General features: G+C 56.5%; 11 protein-coding genes and 2 tRNA genes. 5 read left to right on the top strand and 8 right to left on the bottom strand.

The window, feature by feature from the left end:
* Positions 1–167: 167 nt before the first annotated feature.
* The 3 genes from shiA (at position 168) to OSH03_RS08310 (ending at position 4,794) form a co-directional block, all read left to right on the top strand.
* Positions 168–1,481: a shikimate transporter gene (shiA, locus tag OSH03_RS08320; RefSeq protein WP_266178799.1), complete on the top strand. Its 1,314-nt coding sequence runs from the start codon at positions 168–170 to the stop codon at positions 1,479–1,481.
* A 73-nt stretch (positions 1,482–1,554) separates the two neighbouring features.
* Entirely contained in the window at positions 1,555–3,009 is a 1,455-nt protein-coding gene (locus OSH03_RS08315; RefSeq protein WP_041909184.1) for an AMP nucleosidase, read from the top strand.
* Positions 3,010–3,027: 18 nt separating this feature from the next.
* Complete coding sequence (locus tag OSH03_RS08310) at positions 3,028–4,794, top strand: aminopeptidase P family protein (protein WP_266178798.1); 1,767 nt, start codon at positions 3,028–3,030, stop codon at positions 4,792–4,794.
* Positions 4,795–4,923: 129 nt separating this feature from the next.
* Here OSH03_RS08310 and OSH03_RS08305 read toward each other — a convergent pair.
* Together OSH03_RS08305 and emmdR are read right to left on the bottom strand one after the other, a co-directional pair.
* A tRNA-Asn gene (locus OSH03_RS08305) sits at positions 4,924–4,999 on the bottom strand.
* A 103-nt stretch (positions 5,000–5,102) separates the two neighbouring features.
* Positions 5,103–6,557 (bottom strand): multidrug efflux MATE transporter EmmdR, encoded by a 1,455-nt coding sequence (gene emmdR, locus OSH03_RS08300; RefSeq protein WP_119917268.1) that lies wholly within the window; start codon positions 6,555–6,557, stop codon positions 5,103–5,105.
* Between the two features lie 161 nt (positions 6,558–6,718).
* On the opposite strand from emmdR, the gene OSH03_RS08295 reads away from it, so the two are divergent.
* Positions 6,719–6,794, top strand: a tRNA-Asn gene (locus OSH03_RS08295).
* Positions 6,795–6,919: 125 nt separating this feature from the next.
* On the opposite strand, the gene OSH03_RS08290 is transcribed toward OSH03_RS08295, so the two are convergent.
* The 4 genes from OSH03_RS08290 to dacD all read right to left on the bottom strand — a co-directional run bounded on the left by OSH03_RS08290 (position 6,920) and on the right by dacD (position 10,325).
* Positions 6,920–7,255, bottom strand: a complete 336-nt coding sequence (locus OSH03_RS08290; protein ID WP_028013754.1) for a DUF496 family protein — start codon at positions 7,253–7,255, stop codon at positions 6,920–6,922.
* A gap of 159 nt (positions 7,256–7,414) precedes the next feature.
* Complete coding sequence (locus OSH03_RS08285) at positions 7,415–8,473, bottom strand: FUSC family protein (protein WP_253542692.1); 1,059 nt, start codon at positions 8,471–8,473, stop codon at positions 7,415–7,417.
* 92 nt (positions 8,474–8,565) lie between these two features.
* Entirely contained in the window at positions 8,566–9,039 is a 474-nt protein-coding gene (gene sbmC / locus OSH03_RS08280; RefSeq protein WP_266178797.1) for a DNA gyrase inhibitor SbmC, read from the bottom strand.
* Between the two features lie 119 nt (positions 9,040–9,158).
* Positions 9,159–10,325 (bottom strand): serine-type D-Ala-D-Ala carboxypeptidase DacD, encoded by a 1,167-nt coding sequence (gene dacD / locus OSH03_RS08275; RefSeq protein ID WP_266178796.1) that lies wholly within the window; start codon positions 10,323–10,325, stop codon positions 9,159–9,161.
* Between the two features lie 198 nt (positions 10,326–10,523).
* On the opposite strand from dacD, the gene sbcB reads away from it, so the two are divergent.
* Positions 10,524–11,960: an exodeoxyribonuclease I gene (gene sbcB, locus OSH03_RS08270; protein ID WP_420909756.1), complete on the top strand. Its 1,437-nt coding sequence runs from the start codon at positions 10,524–10,526 to the stop codon at positions 11,958–11,960.
* A gap of 58 nt (positions 11,961–12,018) precedes the next feature.
* On the opposite strand, the gene OSH03_RS08265 is transcribed toward sbcB, so the two are convergent.
* The gene (locus OSH03_RS08265; protein WP_061097709.1) at positions 12,019–13,377 is read right to left on the bottom strand and encodes an APC family permease; all 1,359 of its coding nucleotides are present in this window, start codon (positions 13,375–13,377) and stop codon (positions 12,019–12,021) included.
* Positions 13,367–13,429 carry a membrane protein YoeI gene (gene yoeI / locus OSH03_RS08260; protein ID WP_099458931.1) on the bottom strand — a complete coding sequence of 21 codons (63 nt, stop codon included), beginning with the start codon at positions 13,427–13,429 and terminating at the stop codon, positions 13,367–13,369. Before yoeI ends, OSH03_RS08265 begins: the two co-directional genes overlap by 11 nt.
* Between the last annotated feature and the right edge of the window lie 68 nt (positions 13,430–13,497).

Below are 13,497 nucleotides of genomic sequence, written 5' to 3'. Positions count from 1 at the left end.
AGGTAGGGGAAGATGAAATTTATTTATTCAGCGCCTTCCGGAAAGATAAAAACGTTTTCTCAGGCGTTTTGTCGCGGTAGTCTCATAGGTTCCGTTTATATGACGGCAGCTATGTGAGTGACCTTTTCTTATACCAATAATTAAAAATCAGTACGGACAGGACAACTATGGACTCCACCCTCATCTCCGCTCGTCCCAACGAGGAGACACCTTCGCTCAATCGCGCCCGCCGCGCCGCCCTCGGCAGCTTCGCGGGTGCCGTCGTCGACTGGTATGATTTTCTGCTTTATGGCATCACCGCCGCGCTTGTGTTTAACCGCGAATTCTTTCCTCAGGTCAGCCCGGCGATGGGCACCCTCGCCGCGTTTGCCACCTTCGGCGTCGGGTTCCTGTTTCGCCCGCTGGGCGGGGTGATCTTTGGCCACTTCGGCGATCGCCTCGGCCGCAAGCGCATGCTGATGCTCACCGTCTGGATGATGGGGATTGCCACCGCGCTGATTGGCATTCTTCCTTCGTTTTCCGACATTGGCTGGTGGGCGCCAGTATTGTTGGTAACGCTGCGCGCCATACAGGGCTTCGCCGTGGGCGGCGAATGGGGCGGCGCGGCGCTGCTGTCCGTTGAAAGCGCGCCGAAAAACCGGAAAGCCTTTTACAGCAGCGGCGTACAGGTGGGTTACGGCGTCGGCCTGCTGCTTTCTACCGGGCTGGTATCGTTAATCAGCCAGCTCACCACCGACGAGCAGTTCCTGAGCTGGGGCTGGCGCATTCCGTTCATCTTTAGCATCGTGCTGGTGGTTGCCGCGCTGTGGATCCGAAACGGGATGGAGGAGTCGGCAGAATTCGAACAGCAGCAGGAGAAACCGGTTGTCAAAAAACGTCTTCCGGTGATGGAAGCCCTCGTCCGGCATCCTGGCGCTTTTCTGAAAATAATCGCTCTGCGCCTGTGCGAGCTGCTGACGATGTATATCGTTACCGCGTTTGCCCTGAACTACTCGACGCAGAACCTCGGTCTGCCGCGTGAACTGTTCCTGAATATCGGTCTGGTGGTCGGCGGGATCAGCTGCCTGACCATCCCCTGCTTCGCCTGGCTGGCGGACAGGTTTGGCCGCCGCCGCGTCTATATCACCGGGGCGCTGATTGGCAGCCTCAGCGCCTGGCCGTTCTTTATGGCGCTGGAGGCGCAGTCGGTCTTCTGGATTGTCTTCTTCGCCATCATGCTCGCCAACATCGCCCACGATATGGTGGTCTGCGTGCAGCAGCCAATGTTTACCGAACTGTTTGGCGCGAGCTATCGCTACAGCGGCGCGGGCGTGGGCTACCAGGTGGCAAGCGTGGTCGGCGGCGGGTTTACGCCGTTTATCGCCGCCGCGCTGGTCACCTTCTCCGGCGGAAACTGGTACAGCGTGGCGATCTATCTGCTGGCCGGCTGCCTGCTGTCGGCGGCGACGGCGCTGCTGATGAAAGAGACGAGCCACGCCTGATCTCCCTTTTGTTTCACAGGCGTGTGACATACTATCGGGTAGAGTCGCACACCTGTGGAACAAGGAGACAGAGATGAATAATAAGGGCTCCAGCCTGACCCCGGCTCAGGCGCTGGAAAAACTCGACGCGCTGTATGAACAGTCCGTCAACGCGCTGCGCAGCGCCATTAGCGAATACATCGAAACAGGAAAACTTCCCGATCAAAAGGCCAGAAACGAAGGCCTTTTTGTTTATCCATCGCTCTCTGTGACCTGGGACGGCAGCGCAAGCACGACGCCGAAAACCCGCGCCTATGCCCGCTTTACCCACTCCGGCTGCTACAGCACCACCGTCACCCGCCCTGCACTGTTCCGCCCCTATCTGGAAGAGCAGCTAACGCTGTTGTATCAGGATTACGGCGCGCACATTGCCGTGGAGCCTTCGCAGCATGAGATCCCGTATCCGTACGTGATTGACGGTTCGGCGCTAACCCTTGACCGCTCCATGAGCGCGGGGCTGACCCGCCATTTCCCGACCACCGAGCTGTCACAGATTGGCGATGAGACGGCTGACGGGATTTATCACCCGGCAGAGTTTTCACCCCTGTCGCACTTTGATGCCCGTCGGGTGGATTTCTCCCTGGCGCGCCTGCGCCACTACACCGGCACGCCCGCCGAACATTTCCAGCCGTTTGTGCTGTTTACCAACTACACCCGCTACGTGGACGAGTTTGTTCGCTGGGGCTGTAGCCAAATTCTCGATCCGGACAGTCCTTACATCGCGCTGTCCTGCGCGGGCGGGATCTGGATCACCGCTGAAACCGAAGCGCCCGAGCAGGCCATCTCCGATCTGGCGTGGAAAAAACACCAGATGCCCGCCTGGCACCTGATCACCGCGGACGGCCAGGGGATCACCCTGATCAACATCGGCGTGGGCCCGTCGAATGCCAAAACCATCTGCGACCATCTGGCGGTGCTGCGCCCGGACGTGTGGCTGATGATTGGCCACTGCGGCGGCCTGCGCGAAAGCCAGCTGATTGGCGACTACGTGCTGGCCCACGCCTATCTGCGTGATGACCACGTGCTGGATGCGGTACTGCCGCCGGACATCCCGATCCCGAGCATCGCCGAAGTACAGCGCGCGCTCTACGACGCCACCAAAGAGGTGAGCGGCATGCCGGGTGAAGAGGTCAAGCAGCGCCTGCGTACCGGTACGGTGGTGACGACGGATGACCGCAACTGGGAGCTGCGTTACTCCGCCTCCGCGCTGCGCTTCAACCTGAGCCGCGCGGTGGCGATTGACATGGAGAGCGCCACCATCGCCGCACAGGGGTACCGCTTCCGCGTTCCTTACGGCACGCTGCTGTGCGTGTCCGATAAGCCGCTGCACGGCGAAATTAAGCTGCCGGGTCAGGCCAACCGTTTCTACGAAGGGGCCATCTCCGAGCACCTGCAGATTGGCATTCGCGCCATTGACCTGCTGCGGGCGGAAGGCGACCGACTGCATTCGCGCAAGCTTCGCACCTTCAACGAGCCGCCGTTCCGCTAATAGCAATAAGGAAAAATCATGCAAACCCCTACACCGCTCTCTGCCATGCGCCACTGGCTTGAGGCCAGTCATCTCGACGGGATGATCGTTCCGCGCACCGATGCCTGGCAAAGCGAGAATTGCGCGTTGAACGACGAAAAGCTGGCCTGGCTGACGGGCTTTGACGGCTCTGCCGGCGTCGCGCTGGTACTGAAGGAAAAAGCGCTGCTGTTCGTCGACGGACGCTATCAGGTGCAGGCCCGCGTTCAGGTCAATATGGACGAGATTGAAATTCATCATTTGCACAATGAGCCGCTGGCAGACTGGCTGACGGCAAACGTTGAGGCGGGCACGCGCATCGGTTTTGACCCACTGCTGATGACGAATGCCGAGTTCGAACAGCTGTCTGCCACGCCGTGCGAGCTGGTGCCACTGAATGCCTCACCGTTTGACGCATTATGGACCGATCGCCCTGCCGCGCCGGCGGGGCTTATCCGTGAAATGCCGGTAGAGGTAAGCGGTGAAAGCAGCGAGGACAAACGTCAGCGCGTTGCCGCCGTGCTGGCCGCGAACAACGCTGACTACCTGGCCGTTACGCTGCCGGATAACATTGCGTGGCTGCTCAACGTGCGCGGCTCAGATATTCCCACCAGTCCGGTACCGCTCTCATTTGCCCTGCTTGGGCGTGACGGTCGCGTTGAGTGGTTTGTTAACGACAATAAGCTCGCAGAACTCCCTGATTCAGTTCTGAACGCCTTCACGATTGCGCCGCAGAACACCTTTATTGAACGCTGCCAGCAGCTTGCTGAAGGGAAGCGGGTGATGGTTGATGCCGACTCCGCGCCGGTGGCCCTGCGCTTTGCCATTGAACCGCGCGGAGAAATTGTCTGGCAAACCGATCCCATAACCCTGATTAAGGCCACCAAAAACCCGGTCGAGCTGGCAGGGTATCGCGAGTGCCATCACCAGGACGGCGCAGCGTGGGTCAACTTCCTGGCCTGGCTGAGTCGCGAAGTGCCGCTGCGTGCGGCGGCTGGGCAGCCCCTGACAGAGCTGGAAGTGCAGGCGCAGCAGCTGGAGTTCCGCCAGCAGCAGCCCGGTTTTATCGAGCAGAGTTTCGCGACCATTTCCGCCTCGTCGAGCAATGCGGCGATGTGTCACTATCATTCAAGCGAGGCCAGCAATAAGCCCATCGGCCATGACCATTTTTACCTGAACGATTCGGGCGGTCAGTACGCTAACGGCACCACCGACGCCACGCGCATGCTGGCGTGGGGCAATGTTCCTCCGCAGCAGCGCCTGCACTACACCGCCGTGCTGAGAGGCTTCCTGTCGCTGATTACCCTGCAGTTCCCTTCCGGGACTCAGGGGCATCAGCTGGATGCTTTCGCGCGTCGTCCGCTGTGGGAGATGGGGCTGGATTACGATCATGGTACCGGGCACGGCGTGGGCCACCAGCTTCTGATCCATGAAAACCCGCATCGCATCGCCAAAAAGGTCAACCCGTGGCCGCTGGTGGCGGGCAATATCATGACTATCGAGCCGGGCTATTATCTGGGCGATAGCCACGGTATCCGCATTGAAAACCAGGTGGAGATTGTGGAGAGCCGCCCGGGGTTCTGCAAATTTGCCTCGCTGACGCTGATCCCGATTGATCTAAGCCAGGTGGAATTGCAGCTGTTGAGCGAGCAGGAAAAGCGGTGGCTGGATGCGTATCATCAGCAGGTGCGGGAGGCGCTGTCACCGCTGGTGAATAGCGATGCGCGTACGTGGCTTGAGGCGGCGACGGCACCGATTGGCATGTAACATCGTGCGGGCTGGTGCCCTCACCCCATCCCTCTCCCACGGGAGAGGGTGCAAACACTAAATTGCCGTTTTGCATTTACCTTGCGCACAAAATCAAAAAGCCTGCTATAAAAGCAGGCTTTTTAAATTTGGCTCCTCTGACTGGACTCGAACCAGTGACATACGGATTAACAGTCCGCCGTTCTACCGACTGAACTACAGAGGAATCGTGTGAACGGGGCGCATATTATCGATGCTCCCCTGGGATGTCAAAGGCAGAATGCAGATTTCGGATCGTTTGCCGATTTATTCTCCACTTCGCGCAATTGTCAGGCATTTTGTCGCGGATATTTCCACAGCCAGCGCCCGCTGACCATACGCCAGTAGAACAGCGCCCCACGCACGGCCCAGTCAAGGAACATCCCCAGCCAGACGCCAACCACGCCCCAGCCGAGCACCACGCCCAGCGTATAGCCCGCCACAACGCGACACCCCCACATGCCGAGCATGGACACCCACATGGCAAAACGGGCATCGCGCGCCCCTTTCAGCCCGGCAGGCAATACCCAGGATGCCGCCCAGATCGGCATAAAGGCGGCGTTGAGCCAGATAAGGATCTTCACCACCTCTTTCACATCCTCTTCGTGGGTATAGAACGCGGCCATCAGCCCGGCAAACGGCGCGGTGCCCCAGGCAATCAGCGTCAGCCCAATCGTCGACAGCCAGAACACGTGGCGCAGCTGCCGCTCCGCCTGGCCTATCTGCCCTTTCCCGAGCCGTTTACCCGTTATGATGGTAGATGCCGACCCAAGGGCGTTACCCGGCAGGTTAATCAGCGAGGCGATGGAGAAAGCGATAAAGTTACCGGCGATAACGTCGGTGCCCATTCCGGCGACAAACATCTGCGTGAGCAGCTTCCCGCCGTTAAACAACACGGATTCAATGCTCGCGGGAATACCAATCCCCATCACTTCCCAGATAATGGCGAAATTAAAGGGCCGGAAGTAGCTCTTAAGCGTAAGACGCAGCGAGGGCGTAATCCCCGTCATCAGCACCCCGATGATGGCCGCCGCACCGATATAGCGTGATATGGTTAATCCCAGCCCGGCCCCGACGAACCCCAGTCCATCCCACGAGAACGCGCCGTAGATCAGCACGCTGCTGATGATGATATTCAGGATATTCATCCCGCCGTTGATCAGCAGCGGGATTTTTGTGTTACCTGCCCCGCGCAGCGCGCCGCTGCCAATCAGCGCGATGGCCGCCGCCGGATAGCTTAAGACGGTCATTTCGAGATAGGTCAGCGCCAGGTCCTTCACCTCGTTCGTGGCTTCCCCGGCGACAAAATCGATAATCTCTTTACCGAAATAGTGGATCACCGCCGCCAGCACGATCGAAAAGAGGGTCATGATCATCAGCGACTGGCGTGCAGCCTCGCGCGCACGTTTGGGATCCAGCTTGCCGAGGCTAAAGGCCACCACAACCGTCGTCCCGAGATCGATGGCGGCAAAAAATGACATCACCACCATGTTAAAGCTGTCCGCCAGCCCGACCCCTGCCATTGCCTCTTTCCCCAGCCAGCTCACCAGGAAGGTGCTCAGTACTCCCATCAGCAGAACGCAGGTATTTTCCAGGAAAATAGGCACGGCAAGGGGGGTGATTTCACGCCAGAACAGAACACGATAGCTTTTACGTTTTGCGTACCATGGCGTGCGCATGATCGCCTGGCGCAGAGGGGCAGTGACGTTCAAAATGGACCTTAGCGAGAAAAGTTGAAACTCCATTTCAAATGATGGGGGAGAAATGCTAATCCTGCAAAGTATTTTCCTGAAAAAGATGTGTGTATTTACAACAAACTGACGACAGAATCGGCAATCAGTCGATTTTCCCTAAGATCAGGTTTGACAAAAGTTTTTTCGCCGCTAAGATAAGCCTCCACAACGATTCCTCTGTAGTTCAGTCGGTAGAACGGCGGACTGTTAATCCGTATGTCACTGGTTCGAGTCCAGTCAGAGGAGCCAAATTTAAAAAGCCTGCTTTTATAGCAGGCTTTTTGCTTTTCTGCGGCAGGTAAATGTAAAACGGCACTCCGTAAAATAAAAAAGGCTCTCTGTCACCAGAGAGCCTTTTTCACAATTCGCTGCGATTACTCGCTTTTTGCTTCGGCGTTTTTGATTTCGCCCATCACTTTCAGCTTTTTAGAGATGTCGCGACGCTCTTTGGACAGCTCGGCATTTTTGATGATGTAGTCATCAACGCGGTCTTCATAGTCGCTCTTCATGCTGGCGATGATGCCCTGAATAGCTTCAACGCTCATGCCCGGCTTGATGTAGTCGCTCAGGTTGTCGAGCAGCAGAACACGTTTCTGGTTGTCACGGATCTTCTTCTCAACGTCCTGAATTTCACGCTGCAGTTTGTTTTTGCGGCGGAACAGGCGGACGAATTCCAGAACATCCTGGAACGAAGGCTTGATAGTTTCCATTTTATACACCCCTGATAATGTGAGATTCGGATTCGTTAAAGCAACCGTTGTAACAATAACCTTACTGACAGCGGCTGCGAATGACAATGGCTATATCGTTTAAAGCTATCATAACCCCAATTGCTGCTGAATCGAAGCAGCAGGCGTCACATCCGCGTTTTATTTGCGCAGCGCCCGACAAATCAGGTGCGATAGCAGCTCAAGCTGTCGCGCAAGCTCCAGGCTCAGCCAGACATAGCCATGAATGGGCGTTTCCGCCACGTTATCGCCCTGCCGCTCGTTGATTAACTGCTTCAGTTCCGCCACGATTTCGTTGAGACGCTCGCTGTTCGCCAGCACGGGCTGCGGGTTGCCTTCATAGAGCGCATGGGCGATGGTCAGCAGGGTTTGCTGCGTCATCATCTGCGTCTCTTTGAGGGTCTGGGCGTTGAGCATCAACAGATGGCTGGGGCGCGTGGCCCAGTGCGCGTTGATTTGCAGTTCAAGCATGCACACCAGATTGCGGCTGACCGTCTGGATAGCTTCGAAAATCGCTTTCTGAATATGGGTCTCTTTACTGGCTGGTACTATCAGGCCGCGCATTTTGACCACGTCGTTGAGGATGGTTTGCAGATGCTTTTCCAGCCGGGGACGCTCAACCAGATTCGGTGAAAACCCCGCCTGGTAGACGCGGTTAAACGCCGTGACGTAGTTAGCCATCTGGATACGCCAGTGCAGAAAAGCGCGCTGCGGCCAGATGCCGGTAAACAGCATGGCGAGCAGCGAGCCCAGAATAACATCTCCGCTTCGCCACAGCGCCGTGGTCATATCCCCGGCGGGCGCGCCGACCACGACCGCAAGGGTGATACCAATCAGCAGCGCCTGATAAGGCCGTTTGCCCAGCGCCAGCCAGCCGCACAGGAACATGGCGGCACCGCACCATGCCAGCATCACCGGAAATGAGATGAGCTCCAGCTTCAGGGCAATAAGCCCCAGGGCAGAGCCAAGAACGGTTCCGCCAATGCGCTCGAAGGCGCGCGGGACAACGTTTCCCCAAAATGAGATAGGCCCCATCACCACCACCAGCGTGATAAGCGGCCACGTACCTTCAGGTATATCCAGCAACCGGACCAGTACAAAGGTCAACACGAACGCCAGCGCGATGCGACACCCGTGCACCACGCGGTAATGTTTATATAAGCGAATTTCAAAAGGGGTTAATGATTTGTCGGGACGCACACCCGCTCTCCAGCAACACGGCAAATCACAATTGTACTGTGTTTTCAGCCGGGCGGATCGCTCCCGGCTTAAAAACCCTTCATTAAGCAGGCTTAAACCGTTTTGTGCTCTACCGCGATAAACATTTCGATATCCCAGTAGCCGTCCGCGTTGCCATCGTTGAGATAGCGTTCGAAGCAGGGCTTAAGCGCCATCTGGTATTTATTATCCTGCAGTAAAGAATTAAAGAACTGATACCACGGGGTCGCAAAGTCGTAGTTTTCCACGCGCGCCGTCGCCACGGCATAATCACCAGCCGCGATTTCCGTCATCATCACCCCTTCGCTGTTTTCCGGGATGACAAAATCATCCGGTACCGTAACGGCCGTATCGCAGCGCAGTTTTTCTGCCGGAATCTCATCGGGATTATCGTAATAGACCGCCACCCACTCCAGCGGCTCAATGTGACGCCCGTCCACCCACATGACCAGCTGTTCAAAGCCCTGCTTGACCGTTTTTTCCCACGGCCCTACAAGATGAAAACCCGCAATCTTACGTTTCTGTTGCTGCGTGATGCTGTAGTCCATGCTGCCTCCGATTATCACTGTATATTTATACACTATAAAGCAGGATTTCTATTACCGGCAAACGAGGAGTGTTTATTATGTGAGCAGACTCGCAACCCTGCCAGTCTGCCCATCAGCGGTTACAGCGTGTGGTGAAGATAATCGCTCAGGCGTGAGAATACGCCGCCCTTATCAACGGCTTCCAGAGTGACCAGAGGCCAGTGCGCCACGACCTTGTCGCGGTCATAGAGCTGGATCTCCCCGACCCGCTGATGCGCGGCAATCGGCGCTTCCAGCTCTTTTTTATCCAGAACGTATTTAGCCTTGATGTTCTGCACTTCTGCTTTCGGTAACGCCAGCCAGAAGTCCTGATCCGTACCCAGATTTACCTGTTCTTTATCGCCGTACCAGATACGCTCTGTCCCCACTTTTTTACCGTTATGCAGGATCTGCACCGTATCGAAGTTCTGTTGTCCCCAGTGCAGTAGCTTACGCGCCTGGTCCTCGCGCCCTTTCGGGCTGTCCGCGCCCATCACCACCGCAATCAAACGACGCTGGCCGTCCACCGCGGAGGCAATAAGGTTAAAGCCTGCGCCTGAGGTGTGCCCCGTTTTCAGGCCGTCCACGTTCATGGTTTTGTCCCACAGCAGGCCGTTACGGTTTTGCTGGGTGATGCCGTTCCAGGTGAGGCTCTTTTCGCTGTACATATGGTAAAACTCTGGCTCACCGTGAATGATGGCCCGGGAGAGCACGGCCAGGTCATAGGCCGAGCTGTGCTGGCCCGGCGCGTCCAGACCGTGGACGGTTTCAAAGTGCGTATCGCGCAGGTTCAGCTTCTGCACGTAGTCGTTCATCATCTTCACAAACTGCGGCTGCCCGCCCGCCACGTGGTCGGCCAGCGCCACGCAGGCATCGTTGCCGGAATCGACAATCAGACCGCGGCTTAAGTCACGCACGGTGACGCGATCGCCCTCTTTCAGGAACATCAGCGACGAACCGTCAAAAACCGGGTTGCCCTTTGCCCACGCGTCCCGACCTACTGTGACAATGTCATCCGGCGTAATGCGATGGCTGTCAATGGCCCGATCGACCACATAGCCCGTCATCAGCTTGGTGAGGCTCGCCGGATTACGTTGCTGATGTTCGTTGCCCGCCGTTAAAATTTGACCAGTTGTGTAATCCATCAGCACCCATGACCCCGCCTGAATGGCCGGAGGCTGCGGCGAAAAATCCAGTGGTTCGGCCGCAAAGGCAGATGAGATACTCGAAGCGAGTAAAGAAACAGCAATAAACAGACGGCGTTTCAACGGTATATCCTCAGGTCATTAAAAATCGATGACCTTTTTACGGGAGTTCTGGTGTCGTTACCTGGCTTAATTGCAAAAAAATGTGACAGAACGCAGGTTTTCCGCGGAAGCTGTCTCGCAAATTTGCGCCGCGGCGGCGCTTTTTATTCGGTCTGACCCGCACGATCGTTTACCATAGTGACGTCATTTTTTAACAGGATGGTATTACTGGTGTCTGACTCTGCCGCACGCCCGACTTTTTTATTCCACGACTACGAAACCTTTGGCACCCATCCGGCGCTGGACCGGCCGGCGCAGTTTGCCGCCATCCGTACCGACGACGAATTCAACATTATTGGCGAACCCGAGGTTTTTTACTGTAAGCCTGCTGATGACTACCTGCCGCAGCCTGGCGCGGTGATGGTCACCGGGATCACACCGCAGGAAGCGCGGGAAAAAGGCGTTAACGAAGCAGAGTTCGCCCGCCGCATCCACGATCTGTTTACCGTTCCCAATACCTGCGTGGTCGGTTACAACAACATCCGTTTTGACGATGAAGTGACGCGCAATATCTTCTATCGCAATTTCTACGATCCGTACGCCTGGAGCTGGCAGAACCGCAATTCACGCTGGGATCTGCTCGACATCATGCGCGCCTGTTATGCCCTGCGCCCTGAAGGCATCAACTGGCCGGAAAATGAGGAAGGGCTGACCAGCTTCCGGCTGGAACACCTGACGCGAGCCAACGGCATCGAGCACAGTAATGCCCACGACGCGATGGCAGACGTTTATGCCACCATTGCCATGGCGAAGCTGGTGAAAACCGCACAGCCCCGGCTATTTGAATATCTGCTGAGCCACCGCAGCAAGCAGAAGCTCATGACCCTTATCGACGTACCGCAGATGAAGCCCCTGGTGCATATCTCCGGCATGTTTGGCGCCTGGCGCGGCAATACAAGCTGGGTTGCGCCGCTGGCGTGGCATCCGGATAACCGTAATGCGGTTATCATGGTGGACCTGGCGGGCGATATTTCGCCGCTGCTGGAGCTTGACAGCGATACCCTGCGCGAACGGCTTTACACCCCAAAAAATGAACTCGGGGATCTGCCTGCGGTGCCGGTCAAACTGGTGCATATCAACAAATGTCCTGTGCTGGCGCAGGCGAACACGCTGCGTCCGGAAGATGCCGACAGGCTGGGCATTAACCGTCAGCACTGCCTGGTTAACCTGAAAGTGCTGCGCGATAACCCGCAGGTGCGCGAGAAAGTGGTCGCCATCTTTGCCGAGGCGGAGCCGTTCGTGCCGTCCGAAAACGTGGATGCCCAGCTCTACAATGGCTTCTTCAGCGATGCCGACCGTGCAGCTATGAATATTGTTCTGCAAACCGAGCCGCGTAACTTACCGGCGCTGGACATCACCTTCGCCGATAAGCGCATCGAAAAGCTGATGTTTAACTACCGGGCACGCAACTATCCCGGCACGCTGGATGAAGCTGAACAGGCGCGCTGGCTGCAGCACCGTCGAAACGTGTTTACGCCAGAGTATCTGCACAACTATGCCCAGGAGCTGGAGATGCTTTACGGCCAGTACGAAGGGGATGCAGAGAAGCAGACGTTGCTGAAAGCGTTGTTCCAGTACGCGCAAGATATAGTCTGAAGTGAGATATAAAAAAACCGGAGACAAGGGTCTCCGGTTTTTTTTGAAACGTTAAGACTTATGCAATATCTTCGTACTGAGGAACCGGGTTACGGAAGCTCTTCGTGACGCAGGCCAGGTACACCAGACCGATACCGCCCCAGATCAGACCCAGAATCATTGAGCTCTCTTCCAGGTTAATCCACAGCGCACCTACCGTCAGGGCACCACAGACTGGCAGAATCAGGTAGTTGAAGTGGTCTTTCAGCGTCTTGTTACGCTTCTCACGGATCCAGAACTGCGAAATCACGGAGAGGTTAACGAAGGTGAACGCCACCAGCGCACCGAAGTTGATCAGCGCAGTTGCCGTCACCAGGTCGAATTTAATCGCCATCAGTGCGATTACGCCAACCAGCAGTACGTTCCACGCCGGGGTACGCCATTTCGGATGAACGTAACCGAAGAAACGGGTTGGGAACACGCCGTCACGACCCATGACGTACATCAGGCGCGAAACACCCGCGTGTGCCGCCATGCCGGACGCCAGAACGGTCACGCTGGAGAAGATCAGCACGCCCCACTGGAAGGTTTTACCTGCCACGTACAGCATGATTTCAGGCTGTGACGCATCCGGATCTTTAAAGCGAGAAATATCCGGGAAGTACAGCTGCAGGAAGTAGGAGGCGCAGATGAAGATCAGGCCGCCAATCAGCGCTGTCAGAAAAATCGCTCGCGGAATGACGCGCTCGGCGTCTTTGGTCTCTTCAGACAGAGAAGAGATGCCGTCGAAGCCCAGGAACGAGAAGCACAGGATGGTCGCACCGGTGATCATCGGCACTACGTGTGCCCCTTCAGACCAGAATGGACGGGTGCTGGTCAGCGTGCCTGCGCCTTCGCCGTGAGAAACGCCGTAGATGATCAGGCCGACGATAACCGCAACAATACCCATCTGCAGGATAACGATCAGGGTGTTGAAGTTAGCCACGGTCTTGATGCTGCGCAGGTTAGAGATGGTCATAAAGGCCACCAGCGCGACAACGAAGATCCACGACGGCACGGAAGGCACCAGCGCTTCAAAGTAAATTTTTGCCAGCAGAATGTTGATCATCGGCATGAACAGGTAGTCCAGCAGGGATGACCAGCCCACCATAAAGCCAACCGCCGGGCTGATGGATTTCTGGGCATAGGTGTACGCAGAGCCTGCGGACGGGAAACGGCGAACCAGCTTACCGTAGCTCAGCGCAGTAAAGAGAATGGCGACCAGTGCAAAGGCGTACGCCGTCGCAACGTGACCGTCAGTGAGGCCCGATACGATACCGAATGTATCGAACAGCGTCATCGGTTGCATATAGGCAAGGCCCATCATAACAACCGGAATCAACGTAAGCGTTTTACGTAATTCCACGCGAGAGGTGTTTGGAGTTGCGTTATGCGACATAGTTATTCTCCTTTACGGTGATAACCGCCACGTAAGCGAAAAATTGCCCCATTTCTTTCTTCCTCAGCGACAACAACTGTCGGATTTTAGTAAATATCTATCCGGTACGAAGCCCGGCCT

The organism is Enterobacter nematophilus, assembly GCF_026344075.1.
In the GTDB taxonomy this organism is placed as follows: domain Bacteria; phylum Pseudomonadota; class Gammaproteobacteria; order Enterobacterales; family Enterobacteriaceae; genus Enterobacter; species Enterobacter nematophilus.
Note: the sequence above shows the minus strand (reverse complement) of the source record. Positions and strands in the feature narration are given on the sequence as shown.

What these genes read in the sequence shown, in the direction of transcription:
- shiA (WP_266178799.1), top strand. Translation starts at nt 168, where the DNA reads ATGGACTCCACCCTCATCTCCGCTCGTCCCAACGAGGAGACACCTTCG.
- OSH03_RS08315 (WP_041909184.1), top strand. Translation starts at nt 1,555, where the DNA reads ATGAATAATAAGGGCTCCAGCCTGACCCCGGCTCAGGCGCTGGAAAAA.
- OSH03_RS08310 (WP_266178798.1), top strand. Translation starts at nt 3,028, where the DNA reads ATGCAAACCCCTACACCGCTCTCTGCCATGCGCCACTGGCTTGAGGCC.
- emmdR (WP_119917268.1), bottom strand. Translation starts at nt 6,557, where the DNA reads ATGGAGTTTCAACTTTTCTCGCTAAGGTCCATTTTGAACGTCACTGCC.
- OSH03_RS08290 (WP_028013754.1), bottom strand. Translation starts at nt 7,255, where the DNA reads ATGGAAACTATCAAGCCTTCGTTCCAGGATGTTCTGGAATTCGTCCGC.
- sbmC (WP_266178797.1), bottom strand. Translation starts at nt 9,039, where the DNA reads ATGGACTACAGCATCACGCAGCAACAGAAACGTAAGATTGCGGGTTTT.
- sbcB (WP_420909756.1), top strand. Translation starts at nt 10,524, where the DNA reads ATGGTATTACTGGTGTCTGACTCTGCCGCACGCCCGACTTTTTTATTC.
- OSH03_RS08265 (WP_061097709.1), bottom strand. Translation starts at nt 13,377, where the DNA reads ATGTCGCATAACGCAACTCCAAACACCTCTCGCGTGGAATTACGTAAA.